Origin of the sequence: Priestia sp. YIM B13551 (assembly GCF_042787905.1) — a bacterium.
In the GTDB taxonomy this organism is placed as follows: domain Bacteria; phylum Bacillota; class Bacilli; order Bacillales; family Bacillaceae_H; genus Priestia.
Window position 1 is genome coordinate 86,053 of sequence record NZ_JBHZOX010000003.1, and the last position, 23,681, is coordinate 109,733.

The window sequence follows — 23,681 nt, forward strand, 5'->3', positions numbered from 1 at the left end:
TTTACTGGAATTTTTCAGCGGCAAAAAAAGACAAGAACCTTTTAATTAAAGCATTTCTTAATGAAAATTTGGTGGAGGATTTGGTAAAAATCTTTTATTTAGTATTTCTAATGGCTTTGTAATACTATTGTAATACCTATACTACAAAAAAGATTTTGGACGTCTGACAAGTAGGCACAATCCTTATAAGATAAGGTTTTTTCTCTCGTGACAAAAAAATACCATTAAATAATAGTATTGCAATAAATTTTTAAAATATTTATAATAGGCGTAACAAACATATTTTTTACAAAGGTATTACAATTTCTTAATTTTTCAGAAAACACAAAATAGACAATGTTTTGTTTCAATTAGCGAATTTTGTAATGAATGAGTCTTCTACATATTAAGCGCATACATTGGATTTACAGCATGTAAACAATTGATGACAGTTTCATAGGGTAGAAGAATAATTTTGCAGTGAGGTCTTTAATGCTCTACTACGCGAAAAAATAACTGATTATTTTGTATTGAAAGAGGATTAAGAAATTAGTACATATCAAAAAAATATGGTTGCCACACAAACAAAATTTAATAGGGGGTAACACGCAATGAAGAAAAGGTTGTCGATTCTTTTCAGTTTGCTGCTTGTAATGAGCTTGTTTTTAGCTGCATGTGGATTTAACAAAGAATCTGGTGGCAGTGAAAATGCTAGCAGTGATGGCGGCGACAAGAAGAAAGAGCAAGAGCTTCGCGTAAACATTAAAACTGAGCCTTTTTCACTGAACCCAGGCTTAGCTAATGATTCAACGTCATCAAACGTATTATTACAAACATTTGAAGGTTTAACTCGTATCGGTAAAGATGGAAAACCTGAAAATGCAATGGCGAAAGATGTGAAGGTCAGCGATGATCAAACTAAATATACGTTTACTATTCGCGACGATGCAAAATGGTCAAATGGTGACCCTGTAACAGCAAAAGATTTCGAATATGCATGGAAATGGGCGTTAGATCCTAAAAACGAATCTCAATATGCATATCAATTATACTATGTTAAAAATGCACAAGCTGCCAATGAAGGAAAAGGTTCATTAGATGATGTTGCCGTTAAAGCAACAGATGATAAAACGCTTGAGGTAACATTAGAAAACCCAACGCCATATTTCTTAGAATTAACAGCTTTCTATACGTACTTCCCAGTGAATACGAAAATTGCTGAATCAAATGAAAAATGGTACACAAATGCAGGCGAAAACTATACGTCAAACGGTCCTTTCAAGCTTAAAACTTGGAAACATAATGACAAAATCGAGTTAGTTCCTAATGAAAACTATTGGGATAAAGATGCTGTAAAACTTAAAAAAGTTGAAATGTACATGATCAATGATAACAACACTGAACTTTCAATGTTCAAAAACGGTGAATTAGACTGGGCGGGTATGCCTACTGGTCAATTACCGGCTGATGCACTTCCTGAATTAAAGAAAGACGGTTCATTAAACATTCAAGAGATTGCAGGTACTTACTGGTACAAGTTTAATACAGAACAAAAACCTTTAGACAATGTGAACATTCGTAAAGCATTAGCTTATGCAATTGATCGTAAAGGTATTACAGAACAAATTACAAAAGACGGTTCAGTTCCAGCGATGGCGGCTGTACCACCAACAATGTTTGAAGATAACAAAAAAGGCTACTTCAAAGACAATGATGTGAAAAAAGCAAAAGAATATTTAGAAAAAGGCTTGAAAGAAATGGGCCTTAAAGATGCTTCAGAACTACCAGCAATTAAGGTTTCATACAACACGGATGAAAAACATGCAAAAATTGCACAAGCTGTTCAAGATATGTGGAAGAAAAACCTTGGCATTAAAGTACAGTTAGACAACTCTGAGTGGGCTGTTTACATTGAAAAGTTACACCAAGGAGATTATCAAGTTGGACGTATGGGCTGGTTAGGAGATTTTAACGATCCAATCAACTTCTTAGAATTGTTCCGTGATAAAAAAGGCGGAAACAATGATACAAACTGGGAAAACCCAGAATATAAAAAGTTATTAATTGACTCTCAAAAAGAAACAGATCCTAAAAAACGTCTGGAAATGTTGAAAAAAGCAGAAGGTATCTTCATGGATGAAATGCCAGTGGCACCAATCTACTTCTACACAAACGCTTGGGTACAAGACAAGCAGCTGAAAGATGTTGTGATGTCTGGACTTGGAGACATTCAGATTAAGTGGGCTCATTTTGAGTAAGTAACATCAATTGTGACAAAGGGTATATGGGGCCTGGTGCTCCATATACTTTTCTTTCTTGTGCGCGAATTTTGTAAAAATATGGAGGTGTGTCAGGGTGTTCAAATATATAGGAAAACGACTTATTTATATGTTTCTATCATTATGGCTGATCGTAACAGCGACCTTTTTCTTAATGCGTGCTGTTCCAGGAGGTCCATTCACATCAGAAAAGCAGCTTCCCCCTGAAATTCAAAAAAATCTAAATCAGTATTACGGTTTAGACCAGCCTTGGTACCATCAGTACTTTGATTATTTAACATCAATTTTAAAGTGGGATTTTGGTCCATCTTTCAAATATAAAGGCCAAACGGTAAATGATTTGATTAACGGAGGATTCCCTGTTTCATTCATGCTAGGGATGGAAGCTATTTTAATAGCAATTGCTATTGGTGTAGTACTTGGTGTTATTGCTGCTTTAAAACATAATAAGTGGCAAGATTACACGGCGATGGTTATTGCAGTTCTAGGAATCTCAGTTCCGAGTTTTATTATGGCAGCGGTATTACAATACGTTCTGGCTATGAAACTACAAATTTTTCCGGTTGCACGCTGGGAATCTTGGGCACACACGGTGTTACCAGCTCTCGCGCTCGCTTCAACCCCTATGGCGTTTATCGCACGGTTAACTCGTTCGAGTATGCTTGAAGTATTAAGCAATGATTATATTCGTACAGCGAAAGCAAAAGGTTTAAGCAGAGGCGTTATTACAGTTAAGCACGCCATGCGAAATGCGATGCTTCCAGTCGTATCCTATATGGGACCTTTAGTAGCAGGGATTTTAACGGGTAGCTTTGTTATTGAAAAAATATTTGGCATCCCGGGATTAGGTTCACACTTTGTACTCAGTATCTCAAACCGAGATTACACAACGATTATGGGCGTAACGGTGTTCTACAGTATTTTACTACTTTTTTGTATCTTGCTTGTAGATATTGCATACGGCTTCATTGACCCTCGAATTAAACTTACAGGTGCTAAGAAAGGAGAGTAACTATGCAGCAACTTCCGAAAATTCCTAAAGAAATGTTTGAAACAGCAGGGATTGACCGCGCTCAGGCAGAAAAGATTGAAAAACCGAGTCTTTCATTCTGGCAAGATGTTTTTATTCGTTTTCGCAAAAACAAGCTTGCTATGTTTGGTGTAGTACTAATGGTTCTCCTTGTTTTTATGGCTATATTTGGTCCATTGATGGTGAAATATGATTATGCAACCAATGATTTACTGAATGCTAATCAGGCTCCATCTTCTGAGCACTGGTTCGGTACAGATGAATTAGGGCGTGATGTTTTTGCTCGTACGTGGGAAGGCGCTCGTATTTCATTATTTATCGGGTTAGCAGCAGCTTTAATTGATTTATTCATCGGCGTAGTTTGGGGAAGCATCTCTGGATACCGCGGCGGCCGTACGGATGAAACAATGATGCGTGTTGCGGATATCTTATATGGTGTTCCTTACCTTTTACTGGTTATTATTTTAATGGTTATGCTTGGCCAAGGGTTAGGCACGATGATTTTAGCGATGACCATTACCGGCTGGATTAACATGGCCCGTATTGTGCGTGGACAGGTATTGCAGTTGAAAAACCAAGAGTACGTAATGGCTTCACAAACATTAGGAGCAACAACAAAACGTATTTTATTTAAACATCTTATTCCTAACGCAACAGGTCCAATTTTAGTAACAATGACACTAACGATTCCTTCAGCAATCTTTACAGAAGCATTTTTAAGCTACTTGGGACTAGGCGTTCCGGCACCGCTTGCAAGCTGGGGAACAATGGCTTCAGAAGGCTTACCTGCTTTGGAATACTATCCTTGGCGCTTATTTTTCCCAGGTTTGTTTATCTGTTTAACAATCTTAGCGTTCAACGTAATTGGTGATGGATTACGAGATGCGTTAGATCCAAAACTACGTAAGTAAGGAAGTGAACTCATATGTCACGTTTATTAGAAGTAAAAAATTTAGCTGTATCATTTAAAACATATGGCGGAGAAGTTCAAGCTGTTCGCGGCGTTAACTTCCACTTAAATAAAGGTGAAACTTTAGCAATTGTTGGTGAATCAGGATCTGGTAAAAGTGTAACTTCACAAACGATCATGCGCCTTATTCCGATGCCTCCTGGCCGAATCAAAAGCGGCGAAGTGCTGTTTGACGGCATTGATTTAGCTAAGAAAACGGATAAAGAAATGGAAGCTATTCGCGGTAAAGATATCGGTATGATCTTCCAAGATCCGATGACTTCCTTAAATCCAACGATGAAAGTTGGGGCTCAAATTGGTGAAGTCGTAATCAAGCATTCCAAAGTGTCTAAAGCAGAAGCAAAAAAACGGGCAGTCGAGTTATTAACGCTTGTAGGAATTCCTTTTCCAGAACAACGTGTGAATCAATATCCGCATGAATTCAGCGGCGGGATGAGACAGCGTGTTGTCATTGCGATGGCTCTTGCTTCTAATCCGAAGCTATTGATCGCTGATGAACCAACAACGGCGCTTGATGTAACAATTCAAGCTCAAATTTTAGAATTGATGAAAGACATTCAGAAAAAAACGGATACATCTATTATCTTTATTACCCATGATCTTGGTGTAGTAGCAAATGTAGCAGATCGAGTAGCCGTTATGTATGCTGGTCAAATTGTTGAAATGGGCACAGTGGATGAAGTGTTTTACGATCCAAAACATCCGTATACGTGGGGACTGCTAGCTTCTATGCCAAGCTTAGATAACGAGGCAGAAGAAGAGCTGGCTGCTATTCCTGGAACGCCGCCAGATTTAACGAATCCTCCAAAAGGAGATGCATTTGCAGCGCGAAATCCATACGCAATGAAAATTGATTTTGAGCAAGAACCTCCAATGTTCAAAATATCTGATACGCACTATGCGAAAACATGGCTGTTACATCCCGATGCACCAAAAGTAGAGCCGCCTGCTTCAGTTCAGCGCCGCATGCGTAAAGTTGATAATGTATACAGGACACCTGTACTCGTAGCGAAGGATGGTGAATAACATGACAGATAAATTATTAGAGATTAAAGGCTTAAAGCAACATTTTTTCACAAGTAAAGGAACAATTAAAGCAGTTGATGGTCTGACGTTTGACATCTTCCGCGGAGAAACATTAGGGCTTGTAGGTGAATCCGGTTGCGGAAAGTCAACGACAGGCAGAACGATTATTCGTTTATATGACGCTACTAGCGGCGAGGTGCTATTTAATGGCGAAAATGTACATGGTCGCAAATCTCGCTCAGAGCTTAAAAAATTCAATCGTAAAATGCAAATGATTTTCCAAGATCCATATGCGTCGCTTAACCCTCGTATGACCGTAGCAGATATCATAGCAGAAGGCATTGATATTCACGGTTTAGCTAAGACGAGAAAGGAGCGTATGGCAAAGGTTCACGAGCTTCTTGAAACAGTGGGGCTTAACAAAGAACATGCAAATCGCTATCCACATGAGTTTAGTGGCGGCCAGCGTCAGCGTATCGGTATCGCAAGAGCACTGGCAGTAGAACCTGATTTTATCATCGCAGATGAACCAATCTCAGCTTTGGACGTGTCTATACAAGCTCAAGTTGTTAACTTAATGAAGAAGTTACAGCGTGAACGTGGACTAACATATTTATTTATCGCCCATGATTTGTCAATGGTAAAATACATCAGTGACCGCATCGGCGTTATGTACAGAGGTAAGATTGTAGAGCTTGCACCAAGTGATGAACTTTATCGAAACCCTGTTCATCCATATACAAAAGCGTTGCTTTCAGCTATTCCGCTTCCCGATCCTGACAGTGAAAAAACGCGTCAGCGCAAAATTTATGATCCAAGTATCCATGACTATAACGGTGAAGAACCAGAGCTTAGAGAAGTATCTCCAGGTCACTACGTGTCTTGTTCTCAAGCAGAGTTTGCCACATATACAACATAACAAAAACGATCTCACAACGAGGTCGTTTTTTTATTTAGTTATCAAAGAACACTAAGCTTCAAGTTGCAAAAAACATGTAAGAACAAGTAACATTAGCGCTTTACAGGTATTATACAGTAAAGGATTGAAAAATACTATTAAAAATTTTCAGAATTTTATATTTAAGACAAAATATCTATGTATAAACCTTATAACTAAAGGAATATAAGTGATTAATAATGTTTTATTTTGAATAATAATTCAAAAAATATAAAAAGAAGGTAGACGCATGTCTACCTTCTTTTTATAAATCTGCTAAGATATCGCCATCTTTACGATTTTTGTCAATTTTTAACACTTGATCTGCCGGCTGATAAGACGCACCATATATTTCTTTGTCTTTGTACGTATGAATTAACTCGTACGTTTTTTTCATTTTATTTAAAATGCTTTCCTCTGTTTCAGAGGTAGGAGACCAGTATAGAATTTCCATCTGGTTAATTTCATTTGTAGCTAATGACCGGCGGTTATAGCCAATTGTTTGAGCATGCTTAAAGTCTGCACGTTTATAAAAATGCAGTCGTTTTGCTGAGTCTGAATCTTTATAGTCTACAGGCTCTACTTCTAAAATAATTGGTTTGTTATGCTGTTTTAACTCATCAATTAATTTACCGCCAAGCCCTTGACCTCGAGCGTCTTTTGAAACAAAGAGGTAATCAATAAAGATAAATTGGTCTGTTTCCACGTACATTAATACGTGGTGAGGTCCTTCATTTTTATGATAAATATCGCTGCGTTCTTGTAAAAGCGTTTCGATATGCTTCTTTGATTTCATTTCTTCAATGGGAAAATATTGACTTAGTTTTTCATACCAATTCATAGCACCCTCCTACTGATCGTTTCATGATGATGTTCATAATAGTGTTTAAACAGTTATCTTATCTTTACCCTTTTTAGGGAAAAGTAAGCATCTATAATTGAAAATATAGAAGAATAATCGATTGATTATTCTTAATAGTCAGATAATTATAGTGAGATAAGAACATATAATGTAAAAAAATGGTTTTTATTATATTTCGATCGTAAGTTTATTTGTGAAAATCACAAAAAACTATCGCATTTTTTGTGATTTTTGATAAAATGAACAAAGTGAAGTTTTTTTAATATTGTATTTTATAGATGTGATAGCGGTAAAAGTGAAGGTGTGAAACTTGCAATATCAGATTATTAGTACATACACTGCCTAGAATTATTTGGCTGAAAAATAAGTTAATACTATACAAGTAGCCGCTATCGCTATTAAATGAAATGGATATGTTAGGAGAGAGAATTATGCAAGGGAACACGCAAGAAAAAGAATTAAGCCGTGGACTTGAGGAAAGACATATTAGCTTAATGTCTTTAGGTGCAGCTATCGGAGTTGGACTGTTTTTAGGTTCTGCATCCGCTATTCGGTTAGCGGGTCCTGGTATTCTTATCATGTATGGAATCAGTGGTCTTATTATGTTTTTTATTATGAGAGCGTTAGGTGAAATGGCAGTACAAAATCCAGTAGCCGGTTCTTTTAGTAAGTATGCTAACGATTATTTAGGGCCACTTGCTGGTTATTTAACAGGCTGGAACTACTGGTTTATGTGGATTATTACATGTATGGCTGAAATTACAGCTGTTGGAGTATATATGGAGTTTTGGTTCCCAGGTGTACCTCAGTGGATATGGGCACTTGCAGCACTCGTTATCATGACAGGGGTTAACTTTTTAGCTGTAAAAGCATATGGCGAACTAGAGTTTTGGTTTTCTCTTATTAAAGTAGTAACGATTATCCTTATGATTGTGCTGGGACTGGGCATGATTATCTTTGGAATTGGAAATGGCGGTATTGCAACAGGAATCAGTAATTTATGGAGTCACGGGGGCTTTTTCCCGAATGGTATGAAAGGTGTTCTTTTATCACTTCAAATGGTTATGTTTGCTTACCTTGGTATTGAAATGATTGGGGTAACAGCAGGAGAGGTGAAAAATCCGGAAAAAACACTAACAAAAGCAATTGATAATGTACTGTGGAGAATTTTGATTTTTTACATCGGAGCTTTGTTTGTTATTATGTCTATTTATCCTTGGCCAGAGATTGGAACACAAGGAAGTCCATTTGTTTTAACATTTGATAAAGCTGGAATACCCGCTGCAGCAGGGATTATAAACTTTGTAGTGTTAACAGCGGCTTTATCTTCTTGTAACAGTGGAATTTTTAGTACGGGCCGTATGTTATTTAATTTAGCTCAGCACGGAGAAGCTCCAAAACGCTATGCCAACTTAACAAAAGGCGGCGTGCCTGGTGCAGCAGTTATTGCTTCAGCTGTTGTACTGCTAATCGGAGTTGGCTTAAACTATGTTGTTCCTGATAAGGTGTTCACGTGGGTGACGAGTATTGCCACTATTGGAGCAATTTGGACATGGGGAATTATTTTACTTTCTCAAATTCGCTTCCGCAAGGGATTAAGCGATCAGCAAGTAAGTGATTTAAAATATAAGCTTCCGTTCTTCCCGTATACGTCATATCTCTCTCTTGCTTTCTTAGCGGGAGTAGTAGTGGTGATGGGTTTTTCTTCTGATACAAGAATAGCCCTTATTGTAGGTCCGATATGGTTTATTTTATTGGTTGTTGTCTACTATTCAAAAGGTTTTCATAAAAGATAAAAAATGAGGCTCGGACAAAAGTAGTTTCGTTGAAGAAAGATCCGAACGAGTTGAATTCTTGATTAAGAATCCAACTCGTTCGGATTTTTTTATGGTGATGGTGAACGTAGGTTTACTGTATGTAGGGCTTCTAGCTGTTGATTGGAGGGCAAGGCGAAGACTCCTGCGGGAAAAGCGAGACCCCGCAGGAGCGGAAGCAACGAGAAGGCTCACCGCCCGCCCGCGGAAAGCGAAGTCTTGCACGGAAATCAGCAGCGGTGTAACAAGCGGGATCCATACGAACTCATATATCCCATTTGTTCACCTTTAGATTGATGTAGTTGTGTCCCAGCCGCATTTTTTTCCAAAAGAAAATGAAGGATTTATTATTTCACTTTTTGCTTTAGTGTGCTAATATATTATATTGTTAAACAAATGAAGAGATGAATGAAGAAACAAATAATTTTTACGTGTTAATAGATTAGCATCGAGCTTTCTATCTCAAAAGTTTAAGCTTTTAGAAAGCAAAAGGAGACAGAGCAAATGAAAGATAAAAAATGGGGACTTTGGTTTTTAACAGCCTTTGTAGTTGGTAATATGGTAGGCGGCGGAGTATTTATGCTTCCTTCTAATTTAGCAAACGTATCAAGTCCAATCGGTTCAACACTTGCTTGGATTGCAACAGGTCTTGGCGTATTCATGATTGCTCTTGTATTCGGGAATTTAGTCATGAGAAAGCCCGAATTAAAAGGAGGGCCTCAAAGTTATGCAGCGAATCTTTTTTCATCGCCTAAAGCAGGTAAAGTAGCAGGGTATAGCATGGCTTGGGGCTATTGGGCAGCTAACTGGGCTGCAACAGCATCTGTCATCATATCGTTTGCGGGATATTTAACAACGTTCTTTCCAGTAATGGAGAGTAAGGATATTTTATTTTCAGTCGGAAATTTTCAATTAGAAGCTGGAAAATTCATTACGTTTTTAGTATGTTCTATTGTCCTATGGGGAATTCAAGCTATTTTGCAGCGAGATATTAATAGCGCCGGTAATATTAACTTTATCACAACGGCAGCTAAAATTATTGGATTCGGTTTATTTATTGTTGTAGCGCTATCGCTATTTAGCGCATCCAACCTGGTCAGTACAGAATTTGTTAATTCAAAGGGTATAAATGTAGGATTGGGAAGTCAGGTCAATGGGGCAGCCATTGCTACGCTGTGGGCGTTTATCGGAATTGAATCGGCTGTACTGTTATCTAACCGTGCAAAATCACAAAAAGTAGTGAAGAAAGCAACGCTGCTTGGATTATTGATTTCAATGGTTATCTATGTGGGGATTACGCTTCTAGCTATGGGGATTCTTTCAACAGCTCAGCTTCAGCAGTCTCAAAAACCTTTGGTAGATACGTTAGAAATGGTGATTGGACATAAAGGTGCTTACGTAATGGCCATTTTAGCACTTATTTCTTTATTAGGTTCTACTGTTGGATGGATTGTTGTTAGTGCAGAAGTTCCTTATCAAGCAGCAAAATCAGGGTTGTTTCCACAGTGGTTTGCTAAAACAAATCAGAACAATAGTCCAGCCCGCTCACTAACATTAACAAATGGCTTAACACAGTTGTTTTTGTTTGCGACTATTTCAGGTACAGTTTCGCAAGCCTATAATTTCGCTATTGTTGTAGCTACTCTCGCTTATTTAGTTCCTTATTTCGTGACGACAGTTTATCAATTAAAGCTTATTGTGACGGGTGAGACGTACGATATCATTAAAGGATCGCGAGTAAAAGACGGAATCATTGCCTCGTTAGCACTTATTTATTCACTTTGGGTGATTAAGACAGGGACAGCTGATTTAAAAACATTTTTCTTAGGTATTGGCTTATTTGTAATCGGGCTGTTACTGTATCCTATCTTAATGAGACGAGGAAAAAGCAGCACATCAGCTATTAAATAAATAAGAGGTTATCTCAAAAGCTTTGCAGAAAAGTCAGTTCTTCTGCAAGGCTTTTTTAGTGACTGAAAAATTTGAGGAATTTGTAAAAGAAAAAAATAATAAAAAAATGAAACTAATCTACAGGTTTATTCGTAATAGTAGTGTGGTAAATAAATAATGAAGAAAATCGGCAATGAAAATAATGACAGTGAAGGAACGAACTAATGTACTAGTTCACTTCAAAAAGTATATCATTCCGATGAAGTTTATAGTATAATGCAAATAGATATTATTTTTTAAAAGTAATTATAAAGTAGTATCGATTTTCATTATCAGTCATTAAATATTTACACTCGTTGAAGTTTGTATAAAACAACATGATTTACAGTTCATGTTTTAAATGTTATGACCGATTATGATAGAAGGAGTGAAGGAGTAAATGGTTACATTATATACATCACCAAGTTGTACATCTTGTCGTAAAGCGAAAGCTTGGTTAGAGGAAAATGATATTGGATATACAGAGCGTAATATCTTTTCAGAGCCGTTATCAATCGACGAGATTAAAGAAATTTTACGTATGACAGAAGATGGAACAGATGAAATCATTTCAACACGTTCGAAAACTTTCCAAAAACTAGACGTTCAGGTAGACGCTATGCCTTTGCAAGATTTGTATGAATTAATTCAGCAAAATCCTGGCTTATTGCGCCGTCCGATTATCATTGATGAAAAACGTCTACAAGTTGGTTATAATGAAGACGAGATCCGTCGTTTCTTACCACGTAAAGTGCGTACTTTCCAACTTCGCGAAGCTCAAAGACTTGTGAATGGTTAATTTTTATATTTGTCTGTTTAAGATTTAAATAAGAAACCAACCAAGTAACGTTTGCTTGAAGTTGGTATATAAAAAATAAGCAGCAGGGAGCCAAATGGCCTCTGCTGCTTATTTTTTGTCGAAATAGCAGGGGAAATGAAGTATATATGTAATTAGTAAAGAAAGAGAGTATTTAAACATATAAAAGTGGTGGTGAACGGATTGGAGCTTTTACAGCTAAAATATTTCCAAGTAGTTGCTAGACTAGAACATATCAGTAAAGCGGCCGAAGAGCTATACGTATCTCAGCCTGCACTCAGCAAAACGATTTCACAGTTAGAAAAAGAGCTAGGCATTCGTTTGTTTGATCGAAACGGTAAATACATTAAATTAAATCGGTATGGTAAAGCATTCTGTGCCAAAGTAGAACTTGCTTTAAAAACATTGGAAGACGCAAAGCACGAGCTAAAGGATATGTCGAACGATCCATGTGAAGAAATTCGCCTTGTTGTATTAGCTAGTTCACATTTACTTCCAGAGCTATTAAGCAGATTTCGTGAGCAATATCCTCAGGTGCGTTTTCGACTGATGCAGCATTTGACTAATTCTAATTCACAGCCTGATTTTGATTTATGTATTTCAGCTTTTCCATTAACAACCCGTCAGATCGAACATACTCCTTTGCTTCGTGAATCGATTTTGCTTGCAGTGCCTCTTGATCATCCTTTGGCCAAGCAATCACGTGTAAAGTTAAATGAACTTAAAAATGAGAAATTCATTGTGCTAAAGAAAGGAAAAGAGCTAAGGAAAATAACGGATGTAATTTGTAAGGAACAGAATTTTGTACCTCAAATTACGTTTGAAAGCGATGATCCAGCAACAGTAAGAGGTTTGATTAGAGCGAAGCAAGGAATAGGTTTTATTCCTGAAGTAACTTGGGGAGGTTCTACAGGCAAAGATGTAAAACTGCTGAAAATTGAAGAGGGAACATTTGAACGTACTATCTTTTTAGCTTGGAACAACGGGGGCTACGTGACGGATTTACAACAAATCTTCAGGCAGTTTGTGATTGATTATTTTAAACATTTACCCTCCGGTATGCCTCATGAATACATATAAGAATCATGACTAAATGTCATGATTTTTATTTCTTTTTCGAATAAACCTAAAGTGAACAGTAGAGAAAAACTGCATTATGTCATTTTTGATATAAGTATATAACTAAAAATGCATAGGTTATTCAACTTTTTTCCTTTACACTATTTTTAAACCATAAAGTAAACGCTTTCAATAATGGAGTGGGGAGGAAGTAATATGATAATCTTCGGTGTAGCGCTGCTGTCTATTTGCATGTTGATAGGGGTAATTGTAGGGGACGCATTAGGAGGGCTGATGGGAGTCGAAGCCAACGTTGGAGGAGTAGGGGTATCCATGCTTCTTCTTGTACTAGCGGTGGATTATTTAAAGAAGAAAAATAAGCTCCAAGTAAAATCCGAAGAAGGCATTGCTTTTTGGGGAGGTATTTATATTCCTATCGTGGTAGCAATGTCTGCACAGCAAAATGTTGTAGCTGCTCTTGATGGAGGAGGCATGGCGCTTCTTGCAGGGGTGGTAGTAGTCGTAGTAGGCTTTTTATCCATACCATTTATCAGCAGAATAGGAGAGAAAGCGAAGGTGAAAGAACAAGAAATAGAGCTTTCTATTTTACCTAAGGAGCAAATCAAATGATGAATATGATCAAAGAAGGATTAGAAAATAACGGGCTGATTACGGCATTTGCTATTATTGGGATTGTCATGTATATTGCTTATTTTTTATCAGATAAATTAACAAAAGGAAGAGTTCACGGATCTGCTATTGCTATTATGTTTGGATTAATCCTTGCTTATATCGGTGGAGTGAACACAGGAGGAGAGAAAGGAATTTCTGATATACAGTTATTTTCAGGAATTGGTTTAATGGGCGGAGGGATGCTGCGAGATTTTGCCATTATTGCTACTGCGTTCGGCGCCAATTTTAGCGAAGTCAAAAAAACGGGAATCAGCGGGATTACGGCCTTGTTTTTTGGGGTTTTCTATTCCTTTGTAATAGGTGTAATTATTGCTCTTTGTTTTGGATATAGAGATCCCGTTGCTTTGACCACAATCGGAGGAGGAGCCGTGACCTATATTGTGGGGCCGGTTTCTGGAACTGCGATTGGAGCCTCTTCTGATATTATCGCGTTAAGTATAGCTGTAGGATTAATTAAATCCATTTCAGTTATGATTTTGACACCGATATTTGCTAAGAAAATCAAATTAAACAACCCTCGTACAGCAATGATCTATGGAGGAGTTATGGGGACGACGAGCGGTGTAGCAGCTGGTTTAGCCGCGACAGATGTAAAACTTGTACCTTATGGAGCCATGACAGCTACATTTTATACAGGTCTTGGTTGCTTACTCGTACCATCTATTCTTTTTTTACTCACAGAGATTATTTTTTAAGTGTACAAAGTGTTTTATGAATAAAAGACTGCTGTGCTCATTAAACTAAAGAAAAGGCCATACTAAATAAAAATGTTTAGTATGGCCTTTTCTTTATCATTTAGTTGAACGAAAGCTATTAACAACCATGCCGCTTATCAGCACAACAGCAATTGTTATAAACGGAATAAATGTTCCTAGAGATGTATGGTCTGCAAAGAATGAATGTAAGTTCTTTTCATGTCCAATCATATTTCCAGCAGTATAAGCTAAAATAGCTGCCCCCCCATAAACGAGCAGGGGAAATCGTTCCATCAAATACAAAATGAGCTTGCTTCCCCAAACAATAATGGGGACGGATACGAGTAATCCGGTGACAACCAAGATAATATTTCCATGAGCTGCGCCTGCTACAGCTATTACATTATCTAGTCCCATTACAATATCAGCAAATACAATTGTTCTTACAGCGGCGCCTAATGTCACACCTGCACGGATTGAAGATGCATCATCACCTTCTGATACAAGAAGCTTAAAGGCAATGATCACTAATAAAAAACCGCCTATGAGCTGCAAGTAAGGAATAGTTAGTAAATAAACAGCTAAAATAGTAAGTACAATGCGAACTATCACAGCTAAGCCAGTCCCTAAAAAAATAGCTTTATTTCGCTGATATTCAGGTAAGTTGCGGCTTGCTAAGGCAATAACAATAGCGTTGTCTCCACCTAATACAATATCGATACCGATAATAAGAAGAATGGAGGTTATTAATTCTAAATCCAATAGTCTTCCCTCCCAATATGTAAGGATAAGTAGCTCATATTGCTTTATCTGTGTTCATTTTTAACAAAAAGCGTTCATAGGGTAAAGAGATTATGTATATAACAAAGTAAGGTGTAAGGTGGCTATGAGTTGTCAGAGTATTTTTTATTTCCTTTCTTTCGCATTTTGTCATAAAATAGATATACAAGGTTCACTCAAATAGTGTATGCTTGTATATCCCAAGTTAGAATGCTTTACAAAGTGAGAAAGTACATGTAATATTGCTTTAACACGGGGGTAAAATAGTCCCTTCATCGTTTAGGGGTAATGTTCGAAATGGCCGGATTACCTTCACTGATTTTTCCGAAGGGAGAGATGATAATGGAAATCGAACGCATTAATGAAAACACAGTAAAATTCTTTGTCACTTACGTAGATATTGAAGAACGTGGATTTGATCGCAATGAAATTTGGTTTAGCCGAGAGCGCAGTGAAGAGCTATTCTGGGAGATGATGGACGAAATTCATCAAGAAGAAGAGTTTGTAGCAGAAGGTCCTCTTTGGATTCAAGTACATGCGCTTGAGAAGGGGCTAGAGGTTATTGTAACAAGAGCACAAGTTTCAAAAGACGGTCAAAAGTTCGAAGTACCTGTTGGTGAAAATGATAAAATCGATATCCCTGTAGATGGAAAAATTGAAGCGTTGCTTGATCATCAAGCGAATCAAAATAAAAAAGCTGATTTTGAAGAAGAAATTATAGAAGACGAAGGGCTACAGTTCGTCGCACGCTTTCAAGACTTAGAACATTTAATTTCCTTAAGTCACCATTTAGAGTTAGATGATATTATCAACAGCATGTACGTGTTTGAAGGAAAATATTATTTATACGTTGAGTTTACAGATGATGAAGACTTTGTAGCTGAAATTGATAACATTTTAAGTATCATTTTAGAATATGCAAATGAATCAAATGTAACCGTTCATCGTTTAATGGAATATGGAAAAGAATTAATCAGTGAAAATGCACTTGAACAAGTAAAGCAGTATTTTCCTTTACGATAATAGCAGCCGATTTCATGTATATGAAATCGGTCTTTGTTTTGCCCTCTTTTTTGGAAATGCTCTCCGCTCATATCGAACAATATAGGTGGAAAAAGCAGGCGGCTGCTTCCTACACGGGAAAGTGTAGTGTTAAAACAACAAGTTTGAGGATAATAACGGCATAGAGACCTGTTATTAATGATGAAAGATTGGTTTTAGGATAGGTGAAAACAAGTTGAAAAATAGATTACAGCTTTTAATTTTTGTTATTGGTATTATTGCTTTGCTTTATTTTACAAAAGGGTATTGGGACGGTAAATTTATTGGCGTGCTAAGTATCTTAATTACGATTAGTGTTGTTTTCATCGGTCTTGTTATTTCATTAGAAAACCGTCATCCAACTCAAACGCTAACGTGGCTCGTAGTATTAGGCGGTTTCCCGGTAATAGGGTTCTTTTTTTATTTGTTATTTGGACGCAATACGCGAAAACGGCGTTTATTTGCTAAAAAAGCAAAGCTGGATGAACAGGTGCTTTTAAAGATGGAAAGAGATTCCGGTATATTAGAAAATCACTTTGAACAGTTGGGCACCAGTAGAAAGCAAATGCTGAAGCTAGCCGTCAGGCTTAGCAAGAGTCCAATTTCTTTTTCATCAGATACGCGCGCATTGACGAATGGAAAAGAGACGTTTCACGAAATTATGGAATCATTAAAGCATGCAAGGCATCATATCCACTTAGAGTATTACATCGTACGACATGATCACTTAGGAGAACAAATTAAAGATATTTTAATTCAGAAGGTACAAGAAGGAGTTTATGTACGTTTCTTGTATGATGCCGTGGGCAGTTTTCAGCTTTCACCGCATTATATTCACGAGTTAAGAAACGCGGGCGTAGAAATGATTCCGTTCTTGCCGGTCAGACTTCCATTTCTCAATAATAAAATCAACTTCCGTAATCATCGTAAAATTGTAGTCATTGATGGAACAATTGGATTTGTAGGAGGTTTGAACATTGGTGATGAATATCTCGGGAAAAGTCGGCATTTTGGCTTTTGGAGAGATACCCATTTGATGGTGAAGGGTGAGGCAGTCCGTTCATTGCAGCTTATTTTCTTGCAAGACTGGTATTATATGACAGGTCAGACGATGCTTACTCAAACGTATCTATCGCCGGATTTAATTGACATTGATATGGAAAAGTGCGGCGGTGTTCAAATGATTGCTGGCGGACCAGACCGTGAGTGGGAAATTATCAAACACTTATTTTTTTCGATGATTACGTCTGCGAAAGAGTCCATTTGGATTGCTTCTCCTTACTTCATACCTGATGAAGATATTTTTACTTCCCTCAAAGTAGCTGCTCTAAGCGGTATAGATGTAAGGCTTCTTGTACCTCAGAAGCCCGATAAAAAAATTGTTTTTCATGCATCACGCTCTTATTTTCCGGAGCTGCTAGAAGCAGGTGTGAAAATTTACGAGTATAAAAAAGGATTTATGCACAGCAAGATTGTGATTGTTGATAGAGAAATTGCCTCTATTGGAACAGCTAACATGGACATGAGAAGCTTTCATTTGAATTTTGAAGTAAATGCTTTTTTATATCGCACAGCTAGTACTCAAAAGCTCGTATATGAATATATGCAAGATTTAGAAGAAACGAATGAGCTTCACTTTAAAGACTTTGAAAAGCGGCCATTTATACAGCGGCTATTTGAATCAACAGCCCGTTTGCTTTCACCGCTATTATAATCGCTGTAAACCACATTGCGTATGCTGTAATGTGGTTTTTTTCTGAAAGAAAAGGGTTTAGTAGAAAGGTGTCGAATACAAGGATATAGCTCGCTACTATAGGAAGGAGAAATGTACGATTGTTAGTTGCACAAACAGAAGAAGGCCTCATTTCACTAGCTCAGCGCTTTTCGCTTGAACAGCTTAAGCTGTGGAAAAAAGAAAAGCAGTTCTACTGTCCCTCTTGTCAATCCCCTGTACAGTTAAAGGCAGGTACAAAAAAAATCCCTCATTTTGCTCACCTGAAAAAAACATGCGTCGCTCAGCATGAAGGTGAAACAGATTATCATCTCGACGGAAAACGAAAGCTGTTTCACTGGTTTAGTTCTCATCTTGAAGTCGAGTTAGAAAGTTATCTTCCTGACATTATGCAGCGTCCAGATCTTCTTGTAGATACGCCCTCGCAAAAATATGCAATCGAATTTCAATGTGCTTCCTTATCTTCCTCAGCGCTAACCAAACGTTCTATTCATTATGAGAAAGGAAATTATATGCCCCTTTGGATTATGGGGGCAAAAAGAATGAAGCGCTTATCCACTTATATGTATCAACTTTCTTTTCAAGAGTGGCAGTTTCTTACTCTTTCCGATTATACGCCCACACTTCTTTATTTTTCACCTTCTACTAATCAACTGTTGAAACTTGAACATCTTATTCCTTTTTCATCTCAGATTTGTTATGCACAGCTTGTCGTGCTCTCTCCTCACGAGCATACCTTTCATGATCTTTTTTCTACACATACACAGCCTCAATTTTTCTCTTCATGGATAAAGAAAAAGAAGGCATGGAGAACGCATTATATCCTCTATCCTAATCAGAAGCTGCAGCCTTTTTTACACGCTCTTTATGAAAATAATATTCCTCCCTCCCATATTCCAGCAGAAGCAGGCATGCCGCTGCCTTCTTTATACATGGTTGAAACGTCTGCTACTATATGGCAAACGTGGCTGCTTCTCGATTTAATGCAGCAGAAGCAAGTAGGGGATTTAGTTACAGAAAAAGAGTTAGGCCGGCTATGGCTCTACAGAATTCGTAAGAGGCATATTGTATTTCGGTCTTTGCCGATGGCCCCTGTTGCTGTGGAACAGCCCCTGTTTGAGTATATAGAGGTATTATGCCGGCTAGGGATGCTAACGTATATAACTTCTGGGGTATACAAAATCAGAAGGCCCTACACGATTCCAAAGCAAACATCTGATGCTTTTTTAGAAGATGGACAAATGATGAAAAGGTGGTTAAATCAAGCAAAAGAAGTGACATAATCACTGAAAATCAGTACGCTTAAGAAAGAATCCTTTTTTCAAAAGCGTACTGACTTTTGATTAATTCTTTTAAAACAACATACAATAACGAAAGAAATAAAAAGGATTCGCCTTAGAAAAAGCGAACAGTTATAGACAGGTAGAAAAAGATGGAGGGATGACCATGAGTGAACAATCAAAAGTAAAAAAGTTACCAAGTAGAAGCGAGATAAAAGTAGAAGATACGTGGAAACTAGAGGATATTTTTGCTTCAGATGACGCATGGGAAAAAGAATTTGAAGAAGTAAAAGCTCTTATTCCGCAAATGGAAAAATTCAAAGGGAAACTTGGAGAGTCCGCTCAAACTTTATACGACGCTCTTCAAGAGCAAGACGAGCTCACAATGCGCGTTAGTAAACTTTATACATATGCTCATATGCGCTACGATCAAGATACCACTAACTCTTTTTATCAAGGGTTAAATGATCGTATCAAAACACTTTATACCCAAATTGCAAGTGCACTATCGTATGTAACACCAGAAATTTTGTCTATTGAAGAATCAAAAATTAAACAATACATGGCGGAACATAAAGAGCTAAAGTTATATGCTCATGCATTAGATGAAATTACTCGCGAGCGTCCGCACATTTTATCAGAAAGCGAAGAAGCGCTTCTTGCTCAGGCTTCTGAAGTGCTAGGATCTTCAAGCAACACGTTTGGAATGTTAAATAACGCAGATTTAGAATTTCCTTCCATTAAAGATGAAAATGGAGAAGAAGTAGAAATTACGCACGGGCGCTATATTCGTTTCCTAGAAAGCAGCGATCGCCGCGTACGAAAAGAAGCGTTTAAAGCGGTGTACGAAACGTACGGTAAATTTAAAAATACGTTTGCAAGTACGTTAAGCGGCACGGTGAAGAAAGATAATTTTAGCGCCCGCGTTCGTCACTATAATTCAGCTCGTCACTCAGCTCTTAGCACAAATAACATTCCAGAAGAAGTATACGATAACTTAGTTAAAACAGTGAACGATAATTTGCATTTATTGCATCGATATATTGATTTACGTAAGAAAGTATTGGGAATTGAAGAGCTTCATATGTATGATCTCTATACGCCTTTAGTAAAAGACGTAAAAATGGAAGTAGCCTATGAAGAAGCAAAAGATTATATTTTAAAAGGCCTGAAACCACTAGGTGAAGACTACCTTAACGTGTTAAAAGAAGGATTTGAAAACCGTTGGGTAGACGTTCATGAGAACAAAGGCAAGCGAAGCGGTGCTTATTCTTCAGGAACGTACGGCACCAATCCTTATATCTTAATGAACTGGCAGGATAATGTAAATAACTTGTTTACACTAGCCCATGAATTTGGCCATTCTGTACACAGTTATTACACAAGAAAAACGCAGCCATATCCTTACGGAGATTATTCAATCTTTGTGGCAGAAGTAGCTTCAACGTGTAATGAAGCGCTTCTAAACGATTATTTACTAAAAACGATTGATGATGAAAAGCAGCGCTTGTACTTGCTTAACCATTATCTAGAAGGATTCCGCGGTACGGTATTCCGTCAAACGATGTTTGCTGAATTTGAGCACGATGTGCACGTGCGTGCTCAAAACGGAGAGCCGCTTACACCTGAATTATTAACAAAATTATATTATGACTTAAATAAAAAGTATTTTGGAGACAACTTAGTAATTGACGAAGAGATTGGATTAGAATGGGCTCGTATTCCGCATTTCTACTACAATTACTACGTTTATCAATATGCTACAGGGTTCAGTGCAGCAGCGGCATTAAGCAAGCAAATCCTTGAAGAAGAAGATGCAGCTGTTGAGCGCTATGTAGGTTTCTTAAAGTCAGGAAGCTCTGATTATCCAATTGAAGTGTTGAAAAAAGCAGGAGTAGACATGACAACGTCTCAGCCTATTGAAGAAGCGCTAGCTGTATTTGAAGAGAAATTAACGGAAATGGAACGTTTATTAAATCAATAAAATTAAAATGAAGCAGGAGCTGTATCCTGCTTCATTTTTTAAATCCTCGAAATTTGTTGTGATTGTTAAGCAATGTAAAAATAATAAGAATAGCTAAAAATAAGAGAGGGCCTGCGATAATGAGAGGAACAAGCTGCATAAGAGATAAAATATAGAATAAAAAAGAAACCAAAAGAATAACAACCCCTAGAGTAATTCCAGCAATTTTCATAGTTAACACCTCTATTAAAAGCATAATTGGTTGTACTATATGAGTGAATCTGGCTGTTTATGAAGTTTTTTTATAAAAAAGTGAATAAAATTGAAAAAAGGGGTTGCCAAAAGTCGACATAATTTGCTATAGTATTAATCGTGAAGTTTATCACAAAACAAACATATACCCCTTTGTTTGACCGTGAAAAATTTCTCCCATCCCCTTGTTGTCTTAAGACAAACGAAAAGACTTGGCGAAAGCCAAGTCTTTTTTGTTTAGTTGATGCTTAGGATAAGCATCAACATTTAATGATTAACAGCTCTTTTCAGTACTTCTCCAAAAGGTGCCGTATTTGACAGGAACTCTCTCAACCACTTGCTGAAGCTGAAGTTTTTTCAATTCTTTTTCAGCCTCTTCTAATGATAAACCATACACAACCGCAACTTCTTTTGAAGCAACAAATTGAAAATAGCTTAAAAATGAACGAAGAGGCGGAAGACAAGCTGGATCTGGGTCAATTTCTAACATCTCTTTAATGATGTGTACATATGTTTCGTACGAATAGTATCCTGATATCTTAATGCCTTCTTCTTCAACTTTTTCGTTGAAGAACACAAGAGTTGGAATTTCATCGACATCCATTTCCGACGTGATTTTTAAATCACATTGAAAGGCCTTCGCAGCGTAATCTGAATGCAAATCTTTTACAAATTCATTAACATCTAGCCCCACATGTTTTGCACATTGTATTAAGACAGATTCTTCTGTAACATTTTGTTTTTCTAAAAATACTACTTCTTGAAGTCTTCTCAAAAAGCGAATGCCCTGTTTCTTTCCTTGCAGACCGGCCGCTTTAATCGCAATTGATGCAGCGTAAGGAGTATCGATTGGGTTTTCAAGCCACAGATTGCCGTCACATGACATACCGGAGCGGCTTCCAGTTTTCTCCCACGATTTTGCAATATGTTCAAATTTCTGCTGTGCTCCAATATTTAATTGCTGTAAGTTTCCGCCAAGCACATGCTTGAGGGATAACAGCTGACCATATTCTATTTGTAACTTCTTTAGAATAGGCTCGAGTGCCCAGCATTCCGGGCAAAGAGGGTCAACAAATACATAGATTTCAAGCGGTTTTTTATTTGAACCTTGACAAAGCTGATGCAAGGATGGGTATTGGCTATTTAGATTACTCAATGTGAAAATCCTTTCTCATCTGTCTGTTCCGGTGAATTAATCATGTGTTGGGCAGTTAAAATAAGACGATGATAAAGTTCATCTCTCTCAGGGCCTTCTAAATTAATTTCGTCCATTGCTTCATGCATACATGTCAGCCAGGCTTTGGCTCTTGACGGTGTAATTTCAAAAGGAAGATGCCTAGCTCTCAGCATAGGGTGACCATGCTCTTCAGTGTATAACGAAGGCCCGCCTAAATATTGTGTCAGAAATTGCTTTTGCTTTCGTGCTGTTTCTGTTAAATCATCAGGAAAAATTGGCGCGAGCTCAGGATGTTGTCCAACGCGTGTATAAAAAGCATCAACAAGTTTTGAAATCGTATGTTCACCGCCTAATAATTCGTAAGGGGAGTGGATTTTTTCTCTCATGTTGATAACTCCTTTGTTATAAGAAATATACGTCTTAACTCTTTGGTGTTTTTTACTTTCCTTAATTTTAGCAGTGTCATTTCGTTAACTCAAACTATCCGCTTACTTCTTCTACTGGAAAAGAGATAAAGTCGAATTTTACATAAGAAAAGTCTATGATGCTGTGGCGAATCACTAATTATGAGAAACAAAGGAATACTTTCACAAACGTTTCCTTCTATTTATATAGTGTAACCTCGACAAACTACAGCCATTCCATGTTCGAGTGGCGAATGCTTTGGCTCATTTACACAAGATAAGAAGACATAATTTTATTTACATATTTTTGCGTTTCCTGAAAAGGGGGTACTCCGCCGTATTTATCAACGTTACCTGGTCCAGCATTATAGGCCGCCAATGCTAATTTCACGTTTCCGTTGTATTTATCTAACATTTGTCGAAGATATTTGGCTCCTCCAAACACATTTTGCTTGGAGTCATACGGATCTTCTACACCAAGAGCTTTAGCGGTTGCTGGCATTAGCTGCATAAGCCCAGCCGCTCCTACAGAACTTTTGGCAGATGGATTAAAGTTTGATTCTTGTTTAATAACAGAACGAATAAGTTTAGGATCCAGCTGGTAGCGTGCAGCTGCTTCTGTAATTATCGTTTGTACATCCTGAGAATTGGCCTTTGCCGTTTCATTTTTTTGTACAGGTAAGGCAGCATTTGAAGCCGCTGCCTTACTTGAGGAAGAAATAGATGGCTCGGACTGCATTTGAACCGCCGTAGATGGAAACATCTGCGCTGCCTTCAAGTAAAGATTGGTACTCATTTGAGGCTCTTGATTGACGTAGTCTTGAAAAAGCTGAGCAAATACAGAGAGTAAAGTTGTACCAAGCATCACGTTAGCTGTTGGCATCTGGTTGTTAACTGAAAATGGCTGAGTTCCAGGAAATTGAACGGAAGACATGTAATTGTTAATATTCATGCTCATGAAT

Annotated in this window: 22 protein-coding genes; 16 read left to right on the plus strand and 6 right to left on the minus strand. The window is 37.6% G+C overall.

The genetic code is table 11. The features are described from left to right. Positions 1–590: 590 nt before the first annotated feature. From ACFX4N_RS17475 to ACFX4N_RS17495, 5 genes are all read left to right on the plus strand, one after another. Complete coding sequence (locus tag ACFX4N_RS17475) at positions 591–2,237, plus strand: peptide ABC transporter substrate-binding protein (protein WP_013055414.1); 1,647 nt, start codon at positions 591–593, stop codon at positions 2,235–2,237. 97 nt (positions 2,238–2,334) lie between these two features. Then, complete coding sequence (locus ACFX4N_RS17480; protein WP_013055415.1) at positions 2,335–3,270, plus strand: ABC transporter permease; 936 nt, start codon at positions 2,335–2,337, stop codon at positions 3,268–3,270. Positions 3,271–3,272: 2 nt separating this feature from the next. Further along, positions 3,273–4,199: an ABC transporter permease gene (locus ACFX4N_RS17485; protein ID WP_013055416.1), complete on the plus strand. Its 927-nt coding sequence runs from the start codon at positions 3,273–3,275 to the stop codon at positions 4,197–4,199. Between the two features lie 14 nt (positions 4,200–4,213). Then, positions 4,214–5,284, plus strand: a complete 1,071-nt coding sequence (locus ACFX4N_RS17490) for an ABC transporter ATP-binding protein (RefSeq protein WP_192100502.1) — start codon at positions 4,214–4,216, stop codon at positions 5,282–5,284. 1 nt (position 5,285) lies between these two features. Next, a complete protein-coding gene (locus ACFX4N_RS17495; RefSeq protein ID WP_029324759.1) occupies positions 5,286–6,203 on the plus strand; it encodes an ABC transporter ATP-binding protein in 918 nt (305 codons plus the stop codon). Between the two features lie 283 nt (positions 6,204–6,486). Here the strand turns inward: ACFX4N_RS17495 and ACFX4N_RS17500 are convergent, their stop codons facing one another. Next, a complete protein-coding gene (locus tag ACFX4N_RS17500; protein ID WP_013055419.1) occupies positions 6,487–7,062 on the minus strand; it encodes a GNAT family N-acetyltransferase in 576 nt (191 codons plus the stop codon). Between the two features lie 452 nt (positions 7,063–7,514). Here ACFX4N_RS17500 and ACFX4N_RS17505 point away from each other — a divergent pair, with 452 nt between their 5' ends. From ACFX4N_RS17505 to madM, 7 genes are all read left to right on the plus strand, one after another. Continuing rightward, complete coding sequence (locus ACFX4N_RS17505) at positions 7,515–8,879, plus strand: amino acid permease (RefSeq protein ID WP_013055420.1); 1,365 nt, start codon at positions 7,515–7,517, stop codon at positions 8,877–8,879. Positions 8,880–9,016: 137 nt separating this feature from the next. After that, complete coding sequence (locus tag ACFX4N_RS17510) at positions 9,017–9,142, plus strand: hypothetical protein (protein WP_255260804.1); 126 nt, start codon at positions 9,017–9,019, stop codon at positions 9,140–9,142. Positions 9,143–9,401: 259 nt separating this feature from the next. Next, the gene (locus tag ACFX4N_RS17515; RefSeq protein WP_013055421.1) at positions 9,402–10,808 is read left to right on the plus strand and encodes an amino acid permease; all 1,407 of its coding nucleotides are present in this window, start codon (positions 9,402–9,404) and stop codon (positions 10,806–10,808) included. Positions 10,809–11,226: 418 nt separating this feature from the next. After that, a complete protein-coding gene (gene spxA, locus ACFX4N_RS17520) occupies positions 11,227–11,625 on the plus strand; it encodes a transcriptional regulator SpxA (RefSeq protein WP_013055422.1) in 399 nt (132 codons plus the stop codon). Positions 11,626–11,826: 201 nt separating this feature from the next. After that, positions 11,827–12,723 (plus strand): LysR family transcriptional regulator, encoded by an 897-nt coding sequence (locus ACFX4N_RS17525; protein WP_029324765.1) that lies wholly within the window; start codon positions 11,827–11,829, stop codon positions 12,721–12,723. A gap of 195 nt (positions 12,724–12,918) precedes the next feature. Then, complete coding sequence (gene madL / locus ACFX4N_RS17530) at positions 12,919–13,332, plus strand: malonate transporter subunit MadL (protein WP_013055424.1); 414 nt, start codon at positions 12,919–12,921, stop codon at positions 13,330–13,332. Then, complete coding sequence (gene madM, locus ACFX4N_RS17535; protein WP_029324768.1) at positions 13,329–14,090, plus strand: malonate transporter subunit MadM; 762 nt, start codon at positions 13,329–13,331, stop codon at positions 14,088–14,090. Before madL ends, madM begins: the two co-directional genes overlap by 4 nt. A gap of 96 nt (positions 14,091–14,186) precedes the next feature. Here the strand turns inward: madM and ACFX4N_RS17540 are convergent, their stop codons facing one another. Beyond that, a complete protein-coding gene (locus ACFX4N_RS17540) occupies positions 14,187–14,852 on the minus strand; it encodes a TerC family protein (protein ID WP_013055426.1) in 666 nt (221 codons plus the stop codon). 360 nt (positions 14,853–15,212) lie between these two features. Here ACFX4N_RS17540 and mecA point away from each other — a divergent pair, with 360 nt between their 5' ends. The 4 genes from mecA to pepF all read left to right on the plus strand — a co-directional run bounded on the left by mecA (position 15,213) and on the right by pepF (position 20,907). Continuing rightward, positions 15,213–15,893, plus strand: coding sequence for an adaptor protein MecA (mecA, locus tag ACFX4N_RS17545; RefSeq protein WP_013055427.1), 681 nt, complete (start codon positions 15,213–15,215; stop codon positions 15,891–15,893). Positions 15,894–16,107: 214 nt separating this feature from the next. After that, complete coding sequence (gene cls, locus ACFX4N_RS17550; RefSeq protein ID WP_057274293.1) at positions 16,108–17,625, plus strand: cardiolipin synthase; 1,518 nt, start codon at positions 16,108–16,110, stop codon at positions 17,623–17,625. Positions 17,626–17,744: 119 nt separating this feature from the next. Continuing rightward, positions 17,745–18,926, plus strand: a complete 1,182-nt coding sequence (locus tag ACFX4N_RS17555; protein ID WP_029324772.1) for a competence protein CoiA — start codon at positions 17,745–17,747, stop codon at positions 18,924–18,926. A 163-nt stretch (positions 18,927–19,089) separates the two neighbouring features. Beyond that, a complete protein-coding gene (pepF, locus tag ACFX4N_RS17560; protein WP_192100504.1) occupies positions 19,090–20,907 on the plus strand; it encodes an oligoendopeptidase F in 1,818 nt (605 codons plus the stop codon). A 31-nt stretch (positions 20,908–20,938) separates the two neighbouring features. Here the strand turns inward: pepF and ACFX4N_RS17565 are convergent, their stop codons facing one another. The 4 genes from ACFX4N_RS17565 to ACFX4N_RS17580 form a co-directional block, all read right to left on the minus strand. Further along, a complete protein-coding gene (locus ACFX4N_RS17565; RefSeq protein ID WP_013055431.1) occupies positions 20,939–21,118 on the minus strand; it encodes a hypothetical protein in 180 nt (59 codons plus the stop codon). Between the two features lie 294 nt (positions 21,119–21,412). Further along, positions 21,413–22,264 (minus strand): ClpXP adapter SpxH family protein, encoded by an 852-nt coding sequence (locus ACFX4N_RS17570; protein WP_013055432.1) that lies wholly within the window; start codon positions 22,262–22,264, stop codon positions 21,413–21,415. A 26-nt stretch (positions 22,265–22,290) separates the two neighbouring features. Continuing rightward, on the minus strand, positions 22,291–22,701 hold the full coding sequence (locus tag ACFX4N_RS17575; protein WP_013055433.1) for a globin domain-containing protein: 411 nt from the start codon (positions 22,699–22,701) through the stop codon (positions 22,291–22,293). Between the two features lie 286 nt (positions 22,702–22,987). After that, on the minus strand, positions 22,988–23,677 hold the full coding sequence (locus ACFX4N_RS17580; protein ID WP_192100505.1) for a lytic transglycosylase domain-containing protein: 690 nt from the start codon (positions 23,675–23,677) through the stop codon (positions 22,988–22,990). Between the last annotated feature and the right edge of the window lie 4 nt (positions 23,678–23,681).